This is a genomic window from Zoogloea sp. GDB6 (assembly GCF_056724105.1).
Window position 1 is genome coordinate 5,037,653 of the sequence record NZ_CM161497.1, and the last position, 20,754, is coordinate 5,058,406.

Genomic DNA, 20,754 nt, shown 5'->3' on the forward strand with positions numbered 1-20,754 from the left:
CCGGCCAGCGGACTCCACGCAGGACTCTACGGCCGGCGGAAACCGCCCTCGACCCAGGCTGCGGCGCTGGCCCGGTTGAGCTTGAAGCCGGCCTCCACGCGCACTTCGGCGATCACTTCGCCGAAGGCGTCGTGGGCGGCCAGCCTGGCATAGGGTTCGTAGTCGTCAGGCACGATATCAAGGGTCACCTCCACCGGCCCGTCATCGGTGCTCACCGTCATGCGTTTGTGGAGCAGTGCATGCAAGTGCTGCTCGTGGCGGCGCAACACCTCGGAGGCGGTCTTGACCAGCGTGCTGAAGGCCGCCGCGTCGAGAGGCTTGGGGTTTTTCTTGTCGCGGCCCATCGTCCAAGGCCCAACCAGCGCCGGCTCGGCCTCGCCATGCTTGATCATCGCCACGGCCCAGCCGTCGTCGTCCTCGTTCTTGATGACGCGGGCGGTCCATCCGTTGTCGCACCACAAGCGGTCTTCCTTGACCACCTCGGGCAAATCGTCTGCTTCATGTGTCATCAGCACATTTTACCGTGCGCCGGGCCACCCTCAGGCGCGGTCGAGCATTACGTAGCGCTTGCTGACCCGCTCCAGCACCTCGAAAGTGCCGGTGAAGCCGGCCGGGATGACACCGGCGTCGCCAGGGCCGAACTCCCGCGCCACGCCCTTCGTATCGACGATGCGCAAACGCCCGCTGATCACCTGGAAGAACTCGTGACGCCCCGGATGGAAGGCGATCCGCCAGGCGCCCGGCTCGCAGTGCCAGTCTCCGATGGACAGCGCACCATTGTCGGCAGCATAACGCTCGGCGGTCAGGCGCCGCGGCGGCGCGCCGATGGCCCGTTCGACGGCGGGATGGTCTTCGACCGCGGCGGGCGCCGGGTCGGCAAAATGGATCACGGACGGCACGGGGGATTCTCATGTGCAGGCAGGCATTCGCCTGCTGCGGGTTGAGGGGAAATCCGATGGCACATGGACTCACCCCTACGGGTGTTCAGAACAGTTCGACGTCGTCGCCCTTGTCCTTCATTTCGGCCTTGTAGTGGCTCAGAGCTTCCTTCACCGGCACGCCCTGCATCACCGCGTTGAACATTTCCACCTCTTCGCGGGTGGAATACTTGGCGCGGATCTTCTCCTGCAGTGCAACCCATTCAAAGGGGTTGTAGAGCTTGCGTTGGTCGGTGACGAGACTGGACAGGGCCTCCAGGCTGTGGGACACGTGGGCCAGGCGCTGGCTGAGCTTGTCGTAGAACTGGAAGGCCATGATGGACTTCTGCACGCGCCCCGCCACCTCGCCGGCATGGCCGATGAGGGATTCCTTCAGCTGGGCGGTGGCCGGCGTGTCCGGCAGTTGCTCGAGGGCGGAACCCATCATGCGCATGTAGCCGGCCATCGACGTGAAGGAATCGGTCAGCACCTCCACCGAGCTGTTGCCTTCCTTCATCGCCGACTCGATCTGCCCGACGGCCAGTTCGAGCAGCAGCACCGTCTCTCGGACCTGGCTCCAGTCCAGGTCAGGGGCATGGGCGCTGGTGCCGCGGCGTTCTTCTGGTGCAGTCATGACATTCTCCGGAGACCGGTTGATTGATGGCGAATATTCGGCATGGCGCCGAAAAGCTTTAGGGCAGGTCAGGCTCGCATGCTACGGCAAGGCGCCGGCAAAGACCGGCTCCGGTTGAAGCTCGACGCCGAAACGGGCCAGCACGTCGGCACGCACCGCGTTGCTGGCAGCGATGACGTCGGCGCCGGTGGCACCGCCGTGGTTCACCAGCACCAGGGCCTGCCTGTCGTAGCAGCCCACCGGGCCGAGACGGCGGCCCTTCCAGCCGGTCTGATCGATGAGCCAGCCGGCGGCCAGCTTCACCCGGCCGTCGGCCTGTGGGTAATGGGGCAGGCCAGGATGCTGCGCGACCAGGCGGGCGTAAGTATCAGCATCGACCACCGGATTCTTGAAGAAGCTGCCGGCGTTGCCGATCTCGGCCGGGTCGGGCAGCTTGCGGCGACGGATCGCGATGACCGCGTCCGACACCTGCAGCGGCGTCGGCGAGCTGATGCCCTGGGCGTCGAGCTCCTTCGCCACGTCGGCATAGCCGGTGACCGCCTTCCAGGCCTTGGGCAGGCGGAAGGTGACGGCAGCGATCAGGTAGCGGCCCTTGCCGGCTTGCTTGAAGAAGCTGTCGCGGTAGCCGAAGGCGCAGTCGCGCTTGTCGAAGCCCACGGTCTTGCCGGTTTCCAGGTCGTAGGCGCGCAGGCTGTAGAAATGCTCGGCCATCTCGAGACCATAGGCACCGATGTTCTGCACCGGTGCAGCGCCGACGGTGCCGGGGATCAGCGACAGGTTCTCGAGACCCGGCCAGCCCATCTCCAGCGTCCATCGCACGAAGTCATGCCAGTTCTCGCCGCCACCGGCGCGGATGTAGAAAGCCTCGGCGTCCTCCTGCACACGGCTGCGGCCATGGAAGGCCACATGCAACACCAGGCCGGGAAAATCGCCGGTCAGCACCAGGTTGGAGCCGCCGCCGATGACGAGCCGGGGCAGGCCGGCGATGCGCGGATCTTCAAGCACCGCGCGCAACGCATCCACGTGGTCCACAACGGCGAACCAGGCCGCACGGGCCGGCAGGCGCAGGGTGTTCAGATTGTCGAGGGGGACGTCCTGGCGCAGCAGGTCGATGGCGTTGGCGGCGTGGCTCATTGGCGGACCTCGGCGACGGGTTCCGGCGCCGGCAGGCCCGGCGTGCGGCGGTAGGGATTGATGTCCAGCCCACCGCGGCGGGTGTAGCGCGCCCACACGGACAGCTTGGACGGCCGGCACTCACGCAGGATGTCCACGAAGATCCGCTCGACGCACTGCTCGTGGAACTCGTTGTGCTGGCGGAAGGACACGATGTAACGCAGCAGCGCCTCCCGGTCGATCGGCGCGCCGTAGTAGCGCACCACCACCATCGCCCAGTCGGGCTGGCCGGTGACCAGGCAATTGGACTTGAGCAGGTGGGAATACAGCGTCTCGCCAACCTCCGGCGCACCGTGGTCGGCCTTCAGCAGGGACGGATCGGGCGTGTAGCGGTCGATGTCGATGTCGAGGGTGTCGAGCAGCACGCCGTCGGGGTAGCCGATGGCCCGTTCGGGGCGAGTACTAAGGGGCTCGACCTGCACCGCCACCTGCGCGCCGACGGCATCCGACAGGTCGCGGGCGAGGGTCTTGCCGAGGTCGGCGACGCTGTGCACGCGGGTCTGGTTGAAGGAGTTCAGGTACAGCTTGAAGGACTTGGACTCGACGATGTTGGGCGAATCGGCCGGCACGCGAAAACTCGCCAGCGCCACCACCGGCTTGCCGCGAGGGTCGAGCCAGGACAGTTCATACGCGTTCCACAGGTCCTCGCCGACGAAAGGCAGCGCACCGTCGGCCAGGCCGATCTCGTCACGCTTGCCCTGACGGGCGATGGGGAAGAGCAGTTCCGGTGCGTAGTGCTCGGCGTAGGCCACCGGCTTGCCGAGAGGCGACGCGTTGGGGTGAGCGGGGTGTTTCGTAGACATCCTCATATTGTACTGACTCAGGCCAGCAGCGGCCGGCCGGGAGTACAGGACACAATCTTTTCAAGCTCGGCCGCCACAGCTCCGTTAATGTGGCAATTCCGCCTACCTGCATCACAGCATGACTTACAAGGTCCTCATCGTCGACGACGTCGCGACGATACGCGGCTTCGTGCGGGCTGCCATCGCCTCGCTGAACTACTCGATCCTCGAAGCCCACAACGGGGCAAGGGCGCTGGAACTGTGCCGGCAGGAACAGCCCGATCTGGTCGTCACCGACTGGAACATGCCGGGCATGCGCGGCGACGAACTGATCAAGCACATCCGCGCCGAGGATCCGGAGACCCATATCATCGTCCTCACCGCCGAAGGGGCCCGCGATCAGGTCGGCGCGATGCTGGCCCTCGACATCCAGGGCTATGTACTGAAGCCCTTCCAGCTACCGGCCCTGCGCCGGCGCATCGAGGCCGTCCTGCTGCAGCGACTGCCCCGCGCCGCCTTCCCGTCGCAGGGCTGACAGCAGCTTCTGCCCACCACGGCCATCCACCGGCTGGCCGAGACGCTCCTGCTCGATGCGGATCGCCGCCCGGCTGGCGTCGCCGAGCATGCCGTCCACGGTGCCGATTGCGTGGCCGCGAGCGGCCAGCAGCGTCTGCAGCTCGCGCCGCTCGGCGCGGGACAGGCCAGCGTCGTCGGTCGGCCACGGGGTGACGAAAGGCCCGCCGCCGCGCAGGCGGTCCGACAGATGGGCAATGGCCAGCGCATAGCTCTCGGCGGCGTTGTAACCATAGATCGCATCGAAATTGCGGAACACCAGGAAGGCCGGCCCCTTCGGTCCGGCCGGCAGCAGCAGGCCGGCGTTGCCGGCGCCGTCGAGCGGCGTGCCGTCGACACGCGTCACCCCGCGGCCGCTCCACGCTGCCAGCGGCTGCTTGTTGCGCCGCCCGGCGCCGCTGGCATCAAAACCGGCCGGCAGGCGCACTTCATAGCCCCACACTTCGTCTTCACGCCAGCCCGCCCTTTTCAGGAAGTTGGCGGTGGACGCCAGCGCGTCGGGAACGCTACCGACCAGGTCGCGGCGGCCGTCGCCATCGAAATCGACGGCCAGGCGCAGGAAGGTGGACGGCATGAACTGGGTGTGACCGAAGGCCCCGGCCCACGAACCGGTGAGCTGATCAACGCTGACGTCGCCGCTGTCGACAATCTTCAGCGCGTCGTAGAACTCGCCACGGAAATAGGCCTGGCGCCGCCCGTAGCAGGACAGCGTGGATAGCGACGTGAGCAGCGGACGGGAACCGAAGTTGCGGCCGAAGTTGCTTTCCACACCCCACACCGCGACGACCGTGGCCGGGTCCACGCGGAAGCGGGCCGCCACCGCCGCCAGCGTGTCGCCCCACTGGGCGAGCATGGCCTGGCCGTCGGCGATTCGCTCGCCGTCCACCAGACCGGCCAGGTAATCCCAGATCGGAGTACGGAACTCCGGCTGGTAGTCGAGCAGATCCAGCACCTTCATGTCCGGCGCGAGGCCGGCGGTAAGGCGCTCGTAGCCGTCCGGCGACACGCCGCGGGCCACCGCGGCGGCTTTCAGGCCGGCCACGCAGGGTGCGAAACCGGCCGGGTCGGGCGCGGCCTGGGCATTGGCGGCGGCACCCGACACCAAAATGCACAGTGACGCACCAAAGATGGCGAAGCGGGCGCTGGCACAAGCACCCACGGAGTTATTTCGTTTCATTGATCTGCGGACACAGTTTGACGATAGGGCGATGGGCCCGGCCACGGAGATCACCTCGCCCCACGACCGGGAAACGCCACGACGCCCCAAAAAGGGATCAGTGGGCCTCGTCCCAGTTGGCGCCGACACCCACTTCGGCCACCAGCGGCACGGAAAGTTGCGCGACGCCGGCCATCAGCTTCGGCAGCTGGACGCGGATCAATTCCACCTCGTCGTCCGGCACTTCAAGCACCAGTTCGTCGTGGACCTGCAGGATCAGGCGCGACTTCACGCCGGCCGTCTTCAGCCAGGCCGACGTGGCGATCATCGCCTTCTTGATCAGGTCGGCAGCGGTGCCCTGCATCGGCGCATTGATCGCCGCCCGCTCGGCGGCCTGGCGGCGCCCCACCTGCTGGGCGCGGATGTCCGGCAGGTGCAGGCGGCGGCCGAACACCGTCTCGACGTAACCGTTGGTCTTGGCCTCCACGCGGGTGCGCTCCATGTAGGCGGCGACGCCGGGATAGCGCGCGAAGTAGCGGTCGATGTAGTTGGCCGCGGCGGCCCGCTCGATGCTCAGGTTCTTGGCCAGGCCGTGGGCGCTCATGCCGTAGATCAGGCCGAAGTTGATCACCTTGGCGTAGCGGCGCTGCTCGCTGGTGACTTCCAGCGGCGTCACGCCGAAGATCTCGGCAGCGGTGGCGCGGTGCACGTCCTCGCCATGGGCGAAGGCGTCGAGCAGGCCCTTGTCGCCGGACAGGTGGGCCATGATGCGCAGTTCGATCTGCGAGTAGTCCGCCGACACGATCTTGTGGCCGGCCGGGGCGATGAAGGCGGCGCGGATGCGGCGCCCTTCCGGCGTGCGGATCGGGATGTTCTGCAGGTTGGGCTCGGAGCTGGCGAGCCGCCCGGTGACCGCCACCGCCTGGCTGAAGCTGGTGTGCACGCGGCCGGTCTTCGGGTTGACCATCAGCGGCAGCTTGTCGGTGTAGGTGTTCTTCAGCTTGGCCAGGCTGCGGTGCTCCAGCAGCAGCTTGGGCAGCGGGTAGTCGTCGGCGAGCTGGGTCAGCACGTCTTCGTCGGTGGACGGCTGGCCGGTGGCGGTCTTCTTGACCACCGGCAGGCCCAGCTTGGTGAACAGGATCTCGCCGAGCTGCTTGGGCGAGCCCAGGTTGAAGGGCTGGCCGGCCAGCTCATGGGCCTGCAGCTCCAGTTCGTGCAGGCGGCGGCCGAGCTCCTCGGAATGCTGGGCGAGCAGGAAGTCGTCGATCAGTACGCCGTTGCGCTCCATCTCGAAGAGCACCCGCGCGGTGGGCAGCTCCACGTCCCGGTACAGCGCGGCAAGGCCCGGCTCGACGGCCAGCTGGGCAACCAGCGCATGGTGCAGGCGCAGCGTGATGTCGGCGTCTTCGGCGGCGTATTCGGTGGCGCGGGCCAGTTCGACCTCGCCGAAGCCGATCTGCTTGGCGCCCTTGCCGCACACTTCGGCGTAGGTCAGCGTCTTGAGGCCCAGGTGGCGGCTGGCCAGGGAGTCCATGTCGTGGGACTTGTCACTCTCCAGCACGTAGGACTCGAGCAGCGTGTCCTCCGCGATACCGGCAAGCGCGATACCGTGGTTGGCCAGGATGTGGGCGTCGTACTTGAGGTTCTGACCGAGCTTGCGATGGGCGTCGGACTCCAGCCAGGGCTTCAGCCTGGCCAACACCTCGGCCAGCGGCAGCTGGGCCGGCGCGTCGGCGTAGTTATGGGCCAGCGGCAGGTAGGCCGCCTCGCCCTCGACGGTGGCGAAGGACATACCAACCAGGGTGGCGACCAGCGGATCGAGGCCGGTGGTCTCGGTGTCGAAGGCGGTGATGTCGGCGGCGGAGATCTTCGCCAGCCACGCGTCGAAGGCGGCCCAGTCGAGCAGCGTCTCGTAGCCGTTGCGATGGGCGCCCGGCTCGCCCTGGGGCACGACAGCCTCGGGCGGCGCCTCGGCGGCGGCCGGCGCGGCGCGATGCACGCCCTGCTCCAGCTCCTTCAGCCAGCCCTTGAATTCCATGCGCCGGTAGATCGCCGCCAGCGCCTCCTTGTCGTCCTCCCGCGCCGGCAGGTCGGCGGGACCGACCGGCAGCGGCAGGTCGGTGACGACGGTGACCAGCTTGCGGCCAAGGGGCAGGAAGTCCAGATGCTTGCGCAGGTTCTCGCCGACCTTGCCGCCGACCTTGTCTGCATTGGCGACCAGGTTGTCCAGGTTGCCGTACTCGGTGAGCCACTTCACCGCGGTCTTGGGACCACACTTTTCGACGCCGGGCACGTTGTCCACGGTGTCGCCGATCAGGGTCAGGTAATCGACGATCAGGTTTGGCGGCACACCGAACTTGGCGGTCACGCCGGCTTCGTCGAGAACCTCTTCGCTCATCGTATTCACCCAGCGTACGCCGGGCTGCACGAGCTGGGTCAGGTCCTTGTCGCCGGTGGAGATGACGACCTCCCAGCCGGCCTCGACGGCGCGGCGGGTCAGCGTGCCGATCACGTCGTCGGCCTCGACGCCATCCTCCATCAGCAGCGGCCAGCCCTCGGCCCGCACGGCCTCGTGCAGCGGCTCGATCTGCGCACGCAGGTCATCCGGCATCGGTGGACGCTGGGCCTTGTAGTCGGGAAACCAGTCGTCGCGGAAAGTCTTGCCCTTGGCATCGAATACGCAGGCGCGGTATTCCGCCTTGTAGTCGGATTCGAGCCGACGTAGCATGGAAAGAACCCCGCGCACCGCGCCAGTCGGTTCTCCCGACGAATTGCGCAGGTCGGGCAAGGCATGGAAGGCACGGTACAGGTAACTGGAACCGTCTACGAGCAACAAGGTCGGCATGGGTTCGCGAGGCAGAGCAGGCGGAACCTCACCCCTCACCCCTCACTCCTTACAAGAAAAATGACTGCAAAAGACAAACTCCCCCGGATGGTGCCGAACACGGCAGCGCAGAACTTCACGGCCAGGGAGTCGTGGCGGATTTTCGGAATTATGGCAGAGTTCGTCGAGGCCACTGAGCGCCTCAAGCCGATCCGCCCGGCCGTCTCGATCTTCGGCAGCGCCCGCACCAAGCCCGACCATCCGTATTACGAGAAAACCGAACGCATCGCACGCCTGCTTTCGGACGCCGGCTTCTCGGTGATCTCCGGCGGCGGCCCCGGCATCATGGAGGCCGCCAACAAGGGCGCCTATTTCGGCAAGTCGCCGAGCGTCGGGCTGAACATCCAGCTGCCGATGGAGCAGCAGGCCAACCCCTACCAGGACATCTCCCAGACCTTCCAGCACTTCTTCGCGCGCAAGTTCATGTTCGTGAAGTTCGCGGTGGCCTACGTGGTGATGCCCGGCGGTTTCGGCACCCTGGACGAATTGCTGGAGGCGATGACGCTGATCCAGACCGGCAAAAGCAGCAAGATCCCGGTGATTCTGGTCCACGAGCCCTTCTGGCGCGGCCTGATTGACTGGTTCAAGGACCGGTTGGTCGACGAAGGCATGATCAACCCGGAAGACATCAATCTGGTTCAGGTCATCGACGAACCCGAAAAGGTGGTGGATGCGATCTTCAACCATTACCAGAGCCGCGGCTTCCTGCCGCTGCCGGAAGAGCACGAGCTGATGCTCAACCTCTGACGGCCGGCGCCGCAGCTTACAATCACGGCATAGTCAGGAGACCTTCATGCCCCGCGTTAGCCATTTCGCCACCCTGCTGATCGCCGTCACCGCCTCCGCATGGGCCCAGCAGCCCCCGAAACTCGAACCCCTGCCCGAGCCGCCCCCGCCGCCGCCCGGCATGGAGCTGGACCAGGAACAGGAGCCCCAGGTCACGATCGTCAAGAAGGGCGAAGACACCGTCGAGGAATACCGCGTCAACGGCCAGCTCTACATGATCAAGGTGACGCCGCCCAACGGCCCGTCCTACTATCTCTACGACGACGTCGGCCAGGGCGACTTCACGCGCCGCAGTTCCCAGGATAGCGGACTGCGCGTGCCGAAGTGGGTCATCAAGCGCTGGTAAGGCGCCCAAATAGCAAAGCACCAGAAAAAACGGGGCAGCCAGCAGGCTGCCCCGTTCCGCATTTGACTCCTGCCGCTCTTACGGCGCGTCGCAGAGGCAATGCAGATAGACGTGGCCAGGGTCGTTCCACAGGGCCAAGCCGGCCAGCTCGCTGCGGATCTTTGCCACGGCCTGGTCCACCACCGACGCCTGGCGCGTTGCGCCGCGGGCTTCTTCCTCACCACTGTCGAGCAAGCGCAGCAACAGCTGGTCACGGGGCGACAGGGGCTTTTCCACGTAGCTCACGTCGTAGTCCTTCAGACCGGCTCGCGCGGCGGCAGCCTTGAGGGCCGCGTCGAAGTTGCCGAGCTTGTCCACCAGGCCTTTTTCGCGGGCCTGGCTGCCCATCCACACCCGCCCCTGGGCGACGTGGTCCACCGCCTCGACCGTCATCTTGCGGTTCTTGCCGACCAGTTCGACGAAGCGCCGGTAGCCAAACTCGATGTTCTGCTGCAGCAGGTTGGCGACCTGCGGGTCGAGGGGCCGACGCGGGTCAAGGCCGCCGGCCAGCACGGTGGTGCCAACCCCGTCCACCGTCAGGCCCAGCTTGGCCATCGGGCCGGAGATGTCCGGCATCATCGCGAAGATGCCGATCGAGCCGGTAATGGTGGTCGGGCTGGCCCACACCTCGTCGGCCGCCATGCTGATCCAGTAGCCACCGGAAGCCGCCACCGAGCCCATCGAAACGACCACCGGCTTGCCGGCCTCGCGGGTCAGTTCCAGCTCGCGGCGGATCACTTCGGATGCCGTCGCGCTGCCGCCCGGGCTGTCCACGCGCAGCACCACCGCCTTGATCGCCTTGTCCTCGCGGGCCTGGCGGATCAGGCCGGCCAGCGTGTCACCACCGACCACGCCGGGCGGCTGCTCACCGTTGACGATCGCGCCCTGGGCCACCACCACACCGATCTTGTCGGCCGGATGCGGCTGCTCGTCGCGCACACGGGCCACATAGGTGGCCAGATCCACGTGGCGATAACCCTTGTTATCGTCCGCCGCCCCGATCTGCTGCTTCAGGAAGTCGCGCCACTGGTCGGCGGTCTTCAGGCCATCCACCAGCCCGGCGTTGTGCGCCATCTTGGCCGCATCGCCGCCGGCTGCGGCCAGTTGTGCTGGCGCGTCGCCGATGTAAGCGGCCAGGTTGGCCCCCGCCTTCGGACGGGCCGCGGCGATATCCGCTTGATAGGCCTGCCAGGCCACGTCCAGGTAAGCCTTGGTAGCCTCCCGGTCCTCCGGCGACATGTCGCTGCGAGTGTAGGGCTCGACGAAGGACTTGTAGGTGCCGACGCGGAAGACCTGCATCTTCACGCCAACCTGGTCGAACAAACCCTTGAAGTAGGTCGGGAAGCGCGCGAAGCCGGACAGCAGCACGTAGCCATCGGGGTTCACGAAAACCTCGTCGGCCCGGGACGCCAAGTGGTACTGCCCCTGATCGAAGCGCTTGCCGTAGGCATAGACCTTCTTGCCTGCCTTGCGGAACTCGCCGATGGCCGCAGCGATTTCCTGCAGTTTGGCCAGCCCTGCACCCGACAGGCCGTCGGTTTCGATGACCAGCGCCTTGATGCGCGAGTCGGTGGCGGCGGCACGGATGCCATCCACCACGTCGCGCAGCAGCACCTGATGGATACCCTCGACGCCCTGCAGCACGCCCATCGGACTGCGCGCGCTGCGCTGCTCGACGAGCTGACCGACCGGCGCCACCAGCAGCGCCGCGTCAGCAGGCAACGGAGCCGGCCGGGCCGCCCACCAGCCGCCCACCACGAACACCACCACGGCGATGAACAACACGTTGAGACTCACCTGCCGCAGGCGGTCCACCGCCCGCCAGACCGACGAGAATCCCCTTCTCACGACACCAGGCCGTGCATTGCGCTCCATTGCATTCTCCAAACCGGGCCACCTGGCCCTATTCCCTGCGGACATCCGCAGGCTTTCTGCACCCCACCAATCCGGTAGAATCCCGCCATGTTTACCAATCCCCCGCCCGACCAGGTCCGCCGCCTGCTGCAGGAGGTCAAGACGATCGCCGTGGTCGGCCTGTCGCCGCGTCCGGATCGCCCGAGCCACAGGGTGGCCAAGGGCATGCAGGGTTTCGGATACCGAATCGTACCGGTTCGGCCGGCCGTTGCCGAAGTTCTCGGCGAAAAGGCCTATCCGCACCTCTCCGACATTCCCCACCCGATCGACCTGGTGGACGTGTTCCGCTCTGCCGACCAGATCGACCCGATCGTCGACGAGTGCATCGCGATGGGCGTCAAGCGCCTGTGGCTGCAGGACGGCGTGATCAACGAAAAAGCGGCCGAGCGGGCCCGTGCGGCGGGCATCACCGTCGTGATGGACCGCTGCGTGTGGCGCGATTACCTGGATCTTATCCCATGAGCAAGAAACTCGCCTTTACCAAGATGCAGGGCCTCGGCAACGACTTCGTGATGATCGACGCCGTGCGTCAGGACATCCAGCTCACCGAGGAACAGGTCCGCCATCTGGCCGACCGCCACTTCGGCGTCGGCTGCGACCAGCTGCTGGTCGTCGAGCCTGCCCAGGCACCGGGCGTAGACTTCCGCTACCGCATCTTCAACGCCGACGGCGGTGAGGTGGAACAGTGCGGCAACGGCGCCCGCTGCTTCGCCCGCTTCGTCTTCGACCAGGGCCTCACCGACAAGCAGGAGATCCGCGTCGAGACCAAGAAGGGCATCATCGCACCGCGCCTCGAAGCGGACGGCAACGTCACCGTCGATATGGGCGTGCCGGTCCTCAAGCCGGCCGACGTGCCCTTCGTCAGCGACTCCGACGCCCACGTTCAGCCCCTCGACGTGGCCGGCACCACCGTCGCCATCACCGCCGTCAGCATGGGCAATCCCCACGCGGTGCAGGTGGTGGCCGACGTGGATACCGCCCCGGTGGCCGTCCAGGGCCCCCTGATCGAGAACCATCCGCGCTTCCCGGCGCGGGTCAATGCCGGCTTTTTGCAGGTTGTCGATGAACATCGGGTACGCCTGAGGGTCTACGAACGCGGCGCTGGCGAAACCCTGGCCTGTGGCACGGGGGCTTGCGCCGCGGTGGTGGCGGGCATCCTGCGCGAGCTGGTTGTCTCTCCCGTCACCGTCGAAACCCGTGGCGGCGAACTCACCATCGCGTGGAACGGTGTCGGCACCCCGGTCCTGATGACCGGCCCGGCGGTCACCGTCTTTTCGGGTGAGCTGACGCTTCCCTGAACCCTCACCTGCGCCCTCCGGCCCGAACGCCATGAACCCTTCCGACATCGTCCAGTTCCTGCAGGAGCATCCCGACTTCTTCGACGAACACTCGACCCTGCTGACCGACCTGACGGTGGGCCACCCGCACACCGGCCACGCGATCTCCCTCACCGAGCGCCAGCTGATCGCCCTGCGCGACCGCATCGCTCACCTGGAGGACAAGTTCGCCGAGCTGCTGTCCTTCGGCGAGGAGAACGACGGCATCAGCGCCAAGGTCCATCGCCTGACCGTGTCCCTGCTGGAAGCCGAGGATTTCGAGGCGATCCGCCGGGTCATCTACCTGCATCTTCAGGAGGACTTCGCCGTGCCCCACGTGGCCTTTCGCGTGTGGAACAGCGTGCTGACGCGCAGCGGGCCCGAATTCCTTCCCGTCGGTGAGGAAGTCCGCTTCTTCAGCGGCGACCTCATGCAGCCCTACTGCGGCACACCGGCGCTGCGCGAGGCCACCGGCTGGTTCGGCCCGGCCAGCCGGCTGATCCGCTCGGTGGCGCTGGTGCCCTTGCGCCGCGATGAGCAGACCTTCGGCATGCTCGCGATGGGCAGCGAAGACCCGGAACGGTTCTATCCTGAGATGGGTACGCTGTACGTCACGCGCATCGGCGAGATGGTCAGCGCCGCCCTCATCCGCCAACTCGGCTAGGGGGCATAAGGCTACTGCGCGGCTCGATCTCGCAACTGTGATGCTCGCCGTACTCGAGTACGGCTGTGCTTCTCGTTGCGACCTCGAACCGCTCGCTACGCCTTCTGCCCCCTAGCCGCAGGGGTTGTTTGTTGCTCTGTTGTTTTCCTTGGTTGTCCCCTTTCCTTCTGTTTGCTCCTCCTTTTCATAGCGCCACTGTCATGACCGATCTCATTCTCAAGCCCGGCAAGGAACGTTCCGTGCTCCGTTGTCACCCCTGGATCTTTGCCGGCTCCGTGGATCGGCTGGAGGGGCGGGCGCGGCCGGGGGATACGGTGCTGGTGAAGGACGCCGACGGGCGGGCACTGGCGCGTGCGGCGTGGTCGCCGGAATCGCAGATCCGCGCGCGGGTATGGACCTTCGACTGCGATCAGTCGGTGGATCACGCCTTCATCAAGCGCAGCGTTGCCGCCTCGGTGGCGCGGCGGGCCACCCACCCCTGGCTGGCCGGGCAGGATGGCGTGCGCCTGATCCACGGGGAGTCCGACGGCCTGCCGGGCGTCATCGCCGACCGCTTCGGCCCTGTCGTCGTCGTCCAGCTGACCAGCGCGGGAGCCGACAAATGGCGCGAGGCGATCGTCGCCGGCCTTGTCCAGGCCACCGGCTGCAGCACCGTTTATGAGCGCTCCGACTCCGATGTGCGCAAGCTCGAAGGCCTCGGCCCGGTCACCGGCCTGGCCCATGGCGAGCTGCCGGCGACGCTGAGCATCGTCGAGAACGGCGTGCGCATGGAAGTGGACGTGGTCGGCGGCCACAAGACCGGCTTCTACCTCGACCAGCGCGACAACCGCCTGCTCACCGGCCAGCTGTCGGCCGGCCGCGACGTACTCAACTGCTTCTGCTACACCGGCGGCTTCTCGCTGCAGGCACTGGCCGGCGGCGCGAAGAGCGTGATCTCCATCGACTCGTCGGGCCCGGCGCTGCTCACCGCCGCCCGCAACCTGGCCCTCAACCCGCAGCTCGACGCCAGCCGCGCCGAATGGCGCGAGGACGACGTCTTCCAGGCCCTGCGCGGCTTCAAGGCCGAGGGCCGCAAGTTCGACCTGATCGTCCTCGATCCGCCCAAGTTCGCGCCGTCCGCCGCCCACGCCGAGCGGGCTGCGCGCGCCTACAAGGACATCAATCTGCTGGGCTTCCGCCTACTCAATCCGGGCGGCATCCTGATGACTTATTCCTGCTCCGGCGGCATCGGCCAGGAACTGTTCCAGAAAATCGTTGCCGGAGCAGCTGCAGACGTCGGCGTCGAAGCGCGCATCCTGCACCGCCTGTCCGCAGCCCCCGACCATCCCATCGGGCTGGCCGTACCCGAAGGCGAATACCTCAAGGGACTGGCCTGTCAGATATAGAAAAACCCAAAACGGGTAGTTTTTCGGCATGCGAGTGGCAAGAGGTGTGTATGCTCAAGCCACTGAAAAGTTAAATAGTGTTTCCGCATTCCGATTGATTATCCCGATGGAGCTACCGATGGACACCCCCTTGCCCCCTGGCTCCCGCGAGTCGGTCTTCCTCGCCCCCCCCATGGCGGGCGATAACGGGGCCCTGGCAGGCCCCGACCGACGCGCCGCAGCCCTCCTGCTTTCCCGCTACAACCTGCGCTACCTGGTGCGTCTGTATGCCGCCTTCGAGGGCGATCTGCTGCTGCCGATCGTCCTCGGCGAAGTCGGCCTCTACAACATCGGCGGCCTCGGCCTGGACGACCAGACCCTGACGTCGATCATCCGGAGCACCGCCGACGACGACTTCCGACAGTTGCCGCTGCGCCCCTGCAATGCCTTCTCGATCAGCTCATCCACCGGCATCCCGCGGGAAACCGTGCGCCGCAAGGTCAGCAACCTGATCCAGCAAGGCTGGATCGCACGCGACCAGAAAGGCGGCCTGACGATCACCGCCAAGGCCGCACGGCTGTACATCCAGCCCCTCGACCAGGAAAACCTCGACGATTTCCTGAGCACCGCCGAGCGGGTGCACACCGCGCTGGGCAGTTCTGACGCCTAGGCGTCGCCCTCCCGCAGACTGCCGCTGCCCGCCGCGCCGGGCGGCAGCAGGCCGAAGTGTTGCCAGATCGACGCGGTGGCCATGCGGCCCCGCGGCGTACGCTGCAGGTAGCCCTGCTGAATGAGGTAGGGTTCCAGCACGTCCTCGATGGTGTCGGACGATTCGCCGATCGCCGCCGCCAGGTTGTCCAGGCCCACCGGGCCGCCGCCGAACTTCTCCAGCATCGCCCCCAACAGCTTGCGATCCATCAGGTCGAGGCCCAGGTGGTCCACGTCCAGCATGGTCAGCGCCGCGTCCGCCACGCCCGCGGTGATGCGGCCGTCGGCGCGCACCTCAGCGTAGTCGCGCACCCGGCGCAGCAGGCGGTTGGCGATGCGCGGCGTCCCGCGGGCCCGGCGGGCGATCTCGAAGGCGCCGGTGTCTTCGATCTCCACGTCGAGCAGGCCAGCCGAACGGCTGACGATGTAGGACAGCTCCTGTGGCGTATAGAACTCCAGGCGGGCGACGATGCCGAAGCGGTCGCGCAGCGGATTGGTCAGCATGCCGGCGCGGGTCGTCGCGCCGACCAGCGTGAACGGCGGCAGATCGAGCTTCACCGAGCGGGCCGCCGGGCCTTCGCCGATCATGATGTCGATCTGGAAGTCCTCCAGCGCCGGGTAGAGGATTTCCTCCACCACCGGGCTCAGGCGATGGATCTCGTCGATGAACAGCACGTCGTGGGGTTCGAGGTTGGTCAACAGCGCCGCCAGGTCGCCGGCGCGCTCCAGCACCGGGCCGGAGGTCTGGCGCAGGTTGACGCCCATCTCGGCTGCCACGATGTGGGCCAACGTCGTCTTGCCGAGGCCCGGTGGGCCGAACAGCAGCACATGATCCAGCGCTTCGCTACGCCGCTTGGCGGCCTCGATGAAGATATCCAGCTGGTCTCGGATCTTCTGCTGGCCGACATAGTCGTCAAGCCGCTTGGGGCGCAGCGCCCGCTCCAGCGCCTCTTCCTGGTTGCTGGCGCGCTGGGCGGTGATCAGGCGGGCGGAAGGATCGGGCTGACCACCCTTGATGTCGTCGGTGTGGATCATGAACGGCCCTCCGGAGCCTCTGCGAGTTCAGCGGCCGGCGCATCGGCCGACTGGCTGACAGTCCAGCTGGTGAACAAGGCCTGGCCGAGGGCCAGGAAAGTGGGTCCAAGGAAGATGCCGATGAAGCCGAAGGCCAGCACGCCACCGAAGGCGCCGAGGGCGATCAGCAGGATCGGCAGGCTGGACGTGCGGCTGATCAGGATCGGCTTGAGGAAGTTGTCCACCGAGCTGATCGCCAGCAGGCCCCACAGCACCATGAAGATGGCCCAGCCGTTGTCCCCCTGCTGGTACAGCCAGAAGGCTGCGCCGCCCCAGATCAGCGGCGGCCCGACGGGCACCAGCGACAGGAAGAACACCCCGGCGGCGAGCAGCAACGCCCCCGGCACACCGGCCACCAGGAAGCCCATCAGCGCCACCAGGGCCTGGGCTGCAGCGGTGCCGACGATGCCGATCATCACTGCCTTCACGGTGCTGCCGGCCAGGTGCAGCAGGTCGCCCCACACCGGGCCGCCCAGGCGTGCAGCGCCGACCTCCAACTGGGCCTCGATGCGCGCGCCGTCGCGGTACAGGAAGAAGCCAATGAACAGCACCAGCGAGATCTGCAGCAGGCCCTGACCGACCATGCCGCCGAGGCCCAGTGCGAACTTGCGCGCCGGCTCGATGGCTTCCAGCGCCAGCTTGCGCACCTCGGTCTGGCTGTGGGCCAGCTTGCGCACATAGGCGTCGATGTCGTGGCCGACCAGCGGGATGTCCTTCAGCCAGTGGGGCGGCTGGCCGTCGGACTGCTCGATGAGGCCGCGCACATAATCGACCAGCGTGATCGCCGAATCGGTCAGCGAAGCGGCCAGACCGACCATAGGCACCAGCAGCACCGCCGTCAGCAACAGGGTCATGGTCAGCGCCGCCAACCCGTCGCGGCGCCCGAAGCGTCGGTGCAGGGCCTGGTACATCGGCCAAGTGGTCACGCACACCGTGCCGGCGAACAGGATGGCCGCGAAAAAGGGGCTGAGCACGAGGGCGCAGCCGAGGATCAGCACGGCGGTGATGGCCAGCTGGGCAGTGCGTCTGGGAGTCATGGGCGCCCTCTCGGATGGAATGGGCGGAATTATCCCTGATCTTTTAGACAGTGCCACGTCCACCGTAGCAGGACGATCCCGCCGCCCCGGCAGACCTGGGAGCCCACGCCGCCCGCTGCGGCGTCAGGCCTTCGACAAGCCCTTCAGCGCCTGGCGGATACCGTCCGAGACGCCGACGCCTTCCGGCAGATTCTTGACCGCACCGAGGGCTTCCTTCTCGTTGTAGCCGAGGGCCAGCAGCGCGTTGACGATGTCGGCCCGGTCGTCGCCGGGCAGGCTGGCGGCGACACTCCCGGCCACCGCCGGCAGTGCCTTGGCGAGCTTGTCGCGCAGCTCCAGCAGCAGGCGCTCGGCAGTCTTCTTGCCAATGCCGGGAATCTTCACCAGGCGGCCGCTCTCCTGCAGCGCCACCGCCTGGGCCAGGTCGGCCACCGACAGGCCGGACAGCACCGCCAGCGCGGTGCGCGCGCCGATGCCGGCCACCTTGAGCAGCTGGCGGAAGGCGGCCCGCTCGTCCTCGGTGGCGAAGCCGTACAGGAAGTGCCCGTCCTCGCGCACCGCCATGTGGGTGGACAGGCTGACGGCCTGGCCGGTGGCGGGCAGGCCGTAGAAGGTGCTCATCGGGACTTCCAGTTCGTAGCCGACGCCATTCACGTCGACCAGGATCTGCGGCGGGTTTTTTTCGGCCAGGCGGCCGGTGATGCGTCCGATCATCGAATCTCGCGGGGAAAGGGGGTCACAGAGTGCTTAGCTGTAGTCCGCCGCCATGAAGGCCGGCAGCGCCTCGGCATTGGCGGCCAGCGCGGCAAGGGCCGGGTAGTCGCTGTCGGCGACCAGGCCGGGGGCCGAATAATGCGTGAAACGCCAGGCCACCGCCACGGTGATGTCGGCCTGGGTCGGGCGCGCGCCGCACAGCCAGTCGGCGTCGCCTACGTGCTGCTCGAGCACCGCGTAGGTATCGCGGATCTGCCCTTCGACGCGGCGCAGCCAGTCCGGGTCGCGGTAGTCCTTCGGGCGCACCTTCATCTCATAGACCCGGTGCACGCTCTTCTCGGCCGCCGCCAGGCCCAGGCTGGTGAGCTGCAGGCAGCGCCGCAGGCCGGCCGCGTCGGACGGCATGAGGCTGTTGCCCGGCGGCGCGATACGCTCCAGCCAGGCGATGATGTGGGTGCTGTCCACCATCACCGCGCCATCGTCGAAGACCAGCGTCGGGGCCTTGACCAGCGGGTTGATGGTGTGGAATTCGTCGAAATTGCGGAAGACCGACAGGGACTGGTGCTCGAAGGGAATCCCGAGCATCCGGGCGGTGATGAAGGTTCGTCGTACGAAGGGTGAATCCAGCATGCCGATGAGTTTCACGGAGTTCCTCCCAGGTAGGCCGAATTGGCCGGGTTGACTGAATTTGATCTGGCACAGGCGGCGGCCGTGCGGCGCAGGCTGGCGAGGAGCGCGTCGGCCTCCTCGCGCCCCTTCACCGGGATACGTGCCTCATGGCCGCTACCCAGGTTGCCGCCGCCGAAATAGATCCGGACCTCGTCGGAGCGGACATCCAGGTACTGCACGATGCCCAGGTTGATCCAGCGTTGCACGCCACTGTCGGACGGCAGCGGAAACAGGCAGAAGGCCGTCGACGCGGCGTCCTCCGCCAGCACCGGCGCGGCCACGAGGCAGGCCGCCAGCCAGAGTATTCGACGCATCAGGCGCTCCTCGTCAGCAGGAAACCGGCGATGTCGCGGAGGCTGACCGCCACCGGCACGCCGGCCGCCCGCACGTCGTCGGCGGGCTGCAGCAGGTCGGGCACCATCACCACCCGCGTACCGGCCGCCAGTGCGCCGCGCACACCTGCGTTGGAGTCTTCCAGCACCAGGCAGTTCGCCACCGGTACGCCGAGGCGCGCGGCTGCCGCCAGGAAGATGTCCGGCGCCGGCTTGCCGCGGCTCACCTCGTCGCCACATACCATGCCGTGCACCCGCGGCAGCAGGCCCACCGCCGCCAGCTTGGGCTCGGCACGGGAGCGACGCGTCGAAGTGGCGACCACGCGGCCGAGGGACAGGCCATCGAGCACGTCGAAGAGCTCCACCACGCCGCCCTTCAGTGGGATGCTGCCGGCGGCGATGGCCTCTTCGTAGATGCGCCCGAAGGCGTCATAGAGATCGGCCACCGGGTAGTCCTCGCCCAGGTGGTGGCGGATCACCTTCGGGCCGTCCTGCGAGTTGAGACCGACCATCGCCAACCCTACTTCGGCGCGCCATTCCAGCCCCAGCTCGGCAGCCGCTGTGGCGACAGTGGCGAGGGCGACGCGCTCGCTGTCCAGCAGCAGGCCATCCATGTCGAAGATGATGCCGTGAATGTCCGCGGCAGCGAAGGGCAGCTCGAAACTCATGACAGGGCTCCCGGCCAACGTCCGAACGCCAGTGTGGCAGCGAGGACCAGGCCGTGCAGGTTGGCGGCGACGATCGTCAGCTTGAGGGCTGGCGCCAGCTCGACCGGCTCACTGGCATGGATCAGCAGATAGCGGGCGGCACGGAAAGAAAAGATCAACGTCAGCGCGGCGGCGGCTGCGCCTCGCGGCAACACATTCTGCCCGACCATCAGTACCAGCCAGCCGTAGGCCAGCAGTATCAGGCCGAGATAGGCCCACTTGGCGGAGTGCGGCCCGAGGCGGACCACCAGCGTGCGCTTGCCGGCCGCTTCATCACCACGCCGATCGGGGAATTCGTTGATGAACAGGATTGCCGCCACCAGCAGCGCATAGGACAGGCCGGCGATGGCAGGCACGAGCGAAAAACCGCCACGCTGCACGAAGTCAGTGCCGACCACCACGATCAGCCAACCCGCCGCTACCGCCAGCTCGCCCAAGCCACGGCAGACCAGTGCCAGCGGCGGCGCGGTATAGGCCCAGCCGAGGAACAAGCCAGCCAGGCCGATCAGGACCAGGCCCGGCGCCGATGACCAGGCCAGCCATAAGCCGGCGGGCACCACCGCGGCCAGCAGGCCGAAGCCCAGACGCCCGGTCTCCGCCTCGGACAGCACACCGTTCTGGATGAAGCGACTACCGCCGGTAAAGGGGAACAGGCGCTCCTCATTGGCCGCGTCGGCACCGCTGCGGGCGTCGTAGTAGTCGTTGAGGACATTGATGCCGGCATGGGCGACGAGAGCGAAGAAGATCGTCAGCCCGGCCTTCAACCCGTCGATAGCGACGCCACTACCGTGGGCCACCGCCAACCCGATCAGGCAGGCAAACAGCGTCACGCCGAGAAAGGCTGGGCGGGTGGCCTGCACCCGCATCAGCAGAGGCCGGCAACGCAGGGCGGGGGTAGGTTCCAGGGGTACGGACGACATGGTTCGAGACGTGGGGTGACAGGTCGCCATGCTGCGGCGCTCAGG

General features: G+C 67.1%; 23 protein-coding genes. 8 read left to right on the plus strand and 15 right to left on the minus strand.

Annotated features, from left to right (window positions below):
- Positions 1-26: 26 nt before the first annotated feature.
- From AC1PQG_RS22955 to queF, 5 genes are all read right to left on the minus strand, one after another.
- Complete coding sequence (locus tag AC1PQG_RS22955; RefSeq protein WP_481120050.1) at positions 27-509, minus strand: hypothetical protein; 483 nt, start codon at positions 507-509, stop codon at positions 27-29.
- A 30-nt stretch (positions 510-539) separates the two neighbouring features.
- On the minus strand, positions 540-899 hold the full coding sequence (locus AC1PQG_RS22960; protein ID WP_481120051.1) for a cupin domain-containing protein: 360 nt from the start codon (positions 897-899) through the stop codon (positions 540-542).
- 85 nt (positions 900-984) lie between these two features.
- Positions 985-1,551, minus strand: coding sequence for a hypothetical protein (locus AC1PQG_RS22965; protein WP_481116259.1), 567 nt, complete (start codon positions 1,549-1,551; stop codon positions 985-987).
- 81 nt (positions 1,552-1,632) lie between these two features.
- Positions 1,633-2,685, minus strand: coding sequence for a UDP-N-acetylmuramate dehydrogenase (gene murB, locus AC1PQG_RS22970; protein ID WP_481120052.1), 1,053 nt, complete (start codon positions 2,683-2,685; stop codon positions 1,633-1,635).
- Positions 2,682-3,533 (minus strand): NADPH-dependent 7-cyano-7-deazaguanine reductase QueF, encoded by an 852-nt coding sequence (gene queF, locus AC1PQG_RS22975; RefSeq protein ID WP_481120053.1) that lies wholly within the window; start codon positions 3,531-3,533, stop codon positions 2,682-2,684. The genes murB and queF overlap by 4 nt, the downstream gene beginning before the upstream one ends.
- 112 nt (positions 3,534-3,645) lie before the next feature.
- Here queF and AC1PQG_RS22980 point away from each other — a divergent pair, with 112 nt between their 5' ends.
- Positions 3,646-4,041, plus strand: coding sequence for a response regulator (locus tag AC1PQG_RS22980; RefSeq protein ID WP_481120054.1), 396 nt, complete (start codon positions 3,646-3,648; stop codon positions 4,039-4,041).
- On the opposite strand, the gene AC1PQG_RS22985 is transcribed toward AC1PQG_RS22980, so the two are convergent.
- Both AC1PQG_RS22985 and polA read right to left on the minus strand, forming a co-directional pair.
- Entirely contained in the window at positions 3,964-5,256 is a 1,293-nt protein-coding gene (locus AC1PQG_RS22985; protein ID WP_481120055.1) for a lytic murein transglycosylase, read from the minus strand. The two genes, AC1PQG_RS22980 and AC1PQG_RS22985, sit on opposite strands and share 78 nt — an antisense overlap.
- Before the next feature lie 97 nt (positions 5,257-5,353).
- The gene (polA, locus tag AC1PQG_RS22990) at positions 5,354-8,080 is read right to left on the minus strand and encodes a DNA polymerase I (RefSeq protein ID WP_481120056.1); all 2,727 of its coding nucleotides are present in this window, start codon (positions 8,078-8,080) and stop codon (positions 5,354-5,356) included.
- Positions 8,081-8,140: 60 nt separating this feature from the next.
- On the opposite strand from polA, the gene AC1PQG_RS22995 reads away from it, so the two are divergent.
- Both AC1PQG_RS22995 and AC1PQG_RS23000 read left to right on the plus strand, forming a co-directional pair.
- Positions 8,141-8,866 (plus strand): LOG family protein, encoded by a 726-nt coding sequence (locus tag AC1PQG_RS22995; RefSeq protein WP_481120057.1) that lies wholly within the window; start codon positions 8,141-8,143, stop codon positions 8,864-8,866.
- A 46-nt stretch (positions 8,867-8,912) separates the two neighbouring features.
- A complete protein-coding gene (locus tag AC1PQG_RS23000) occupies positions 8,913-9,251 on the plus strand; it encodes a DUF2782 domain-containing protein (protein WP_481120058.1) in 339 nt (112 codons plus the stop codon).
- Between the two features lie 78 nt (positions 9,252-9,329).
- Here the strand turns inward: AC1PQG_RS23000 and sppA are convergent, their stop codons facing one another.
- On the minus strand, positions 9,330-11,165 hold the full coding sequence (gene sppA / locus AC1PQG_RS23005) for a signal peptide peptidase SppA (protein ID WP_481120059.1): 1,836 nt from the start codon (positions 11,163-11,165) through the stop codon (positions 9,330-9,332).
- Positions 11,166-11,252: 87 nt separating this feature from the next.
- Here sppA and AC1PQG_RS23010 point away from each other — a divergent pair, with 87 nt between their 5' ends.
- The 5 genes from AC1PQG_RS23010 (at position 11,253) to AC1PQG_RS23030 (ending at position 15,218) form a co-directional block, all read left to right on the plus strand.
- Positions 11,253-11,666, plus strand: coding sequence for a CoA-binding protein (locus AC1PQG_RS23010; protein ID WP_481120060.1), 414 nt, complete (start codon positions 11,253-11,255; stop codon positions 11,664-11,666).
- The gene (dapF, locus tag AC1PQG_RS23015) at positions 11,663-12,502 is read left to right on the plus strand and encodes a diaminopimelate epimerase (RefSeq protein WP_481120061.1); all 840 of its coding nucleotides are present in this window, start codon (positions 11,663-11,665) and stop codon (positions 12,500-12,502) included. The genes AC1PQG_RS23010 and dapF overlap by 4 nt, the downstream gene beginning before the upstream one ends.
- Before the next feature lie 31 nt (positions 12,503-12,533).
- The gene (locus tag AC1PQG_RS23020) at positions 12,534-13,184 is read left to right on the plus strand and encodes a DUF484 family protein (RefSeq protein WP_481120062.1); all 651 of its coding nucleotides are present in this window, start codon (positions 12,534-12,536) and stop codon (positions 13,182-13,184) included.
- Positions 13,185-13,384: 200 nt separating this feature from the next.
- Positions 13,385-14,569 carry a class I SAM-dependent rRNA methyltransferase gene (locus tag AC1PQG_RS23025; protein ID WP_481120063.1) on the plus strand — a complete coding sequence of 395 codons (1,185 nt, stop codon included), beginning with the start codon at positions 13,385-13,387 and terminating at the stop codon, positions 14,567-14,569.
- A 118-nt stretch (positions 14,570-14,687) separates the two neighbouring features.
- On the plus strand, positions 14,688-15,218 hold the full coding sequence (locus tag AC1PQG_RS23030) for a hypothetical protein (RefSeq protein WP_481120064.1): 531 nt from the start codon (positions 14,688-14,690) through the stop codon (positions 15,216-15,218).
- Here AC1PQG_RS23030 and ruvB read toward each other — a convergent pair.
- The 7 genes from ruvB to AC1PQG_RS23065 form a co-directional block, all read right to left on the minus strand.
- Positions 15,215-16,291: a Holliday junction branch migration DNA helicase RuvB gene (gene ruvB / locus AC1PQG_RS23035; protein WP_481120065.1), complete on the minus strand. Its 1,077-nt coding sequence runs from the start codon at positions 16,289-16,291 to the stop codon at positions 15,215-15,217. The genes AC1PQG_RS23030 and ruvB overlap by 4 nt on opposite strands.
- Complete coding sequence (locus AC1PQG_RS23040) at positions 16,288-17,367, minus strand: AI-2E family transporter (RefSeq protein WP_481120066.1); 1,080 nt, start codon at positions 17,365-17,367, stop codon at positions 16,288-16,290. The genes ruvB and AC1PQG_RS23040 overlap by 4 nt, the downstream gene beginning before the upstream one ends.
- Before the next feature lie 123 nt (positions 17,368-17,490).
- Positions 17,491-18,081 (minus strand): Holliday junction branch migration protein RuvA, encoded by a 591-nt coding sequence (gene ruvA, locus AC1PQG_RS23045; protein ID WP_481120067.1) that lies wholly within the window; start codon positions 18,079-18,081, stop codon positions 17,491-17,493.
- A gap of 33 nt (positions 18,082-18,114) precedes the next feature.
- On the minus strand, positions 18,115-18,726 hold the full coding sequence (locus tag AC1PQG_RS23050; RefSeq protein WP_481120068.1) for a glutathione S-transferase family protein: 612 nt from the start codon (positions 18,724-18,726) through the stop codon (positions 18,115-18,117).
- Positions 18,723-19,064, minus strand: coding sequence for a hypothetical protein (locus AC1PQG_RS23055; protein WP_481120069.1), 342 nt, complete (start codon positions 19,062-19,064; stop codon positions 18,723-18,725). The genes AC1PQG_RS23050 and AC1PQG_RS23055 overlap by 4 nt, the downstream gene beginning before the upstream one ends.
- A complete protein-coding gene (locus AC1PQG_RS23060) occupies positions 19,064-19,750 on the minus strand; it encodes an HAD family hydrolase (RefSeq protein WP_481120070.1) in 687 nt (228 codons plus the stop codon). The genes AC1PQG_RS23055 and AC1PQG_RS23060 overlap by 1 nt, the downstream gene beginning before the upstream one ends.
- Positions 19,747-20,709, minus strand: a complete 963-nt coding sequence (locus tag AC1PQG_RS23065; RefSeq protein WP_481120071.1) for a UbiA family prenyltransferase — start codon at positions 20,707-20,709, stop codon at positions 19,747-19,749. The genes AC1PQG_RS23060 and AC1PQG_RS23065 overlap by 4 nt, the downstream gene beginning before the upstream one ends.
- Between the last annotated feature and the right edge of the window lie 45 nt (positions 20,710-20,754).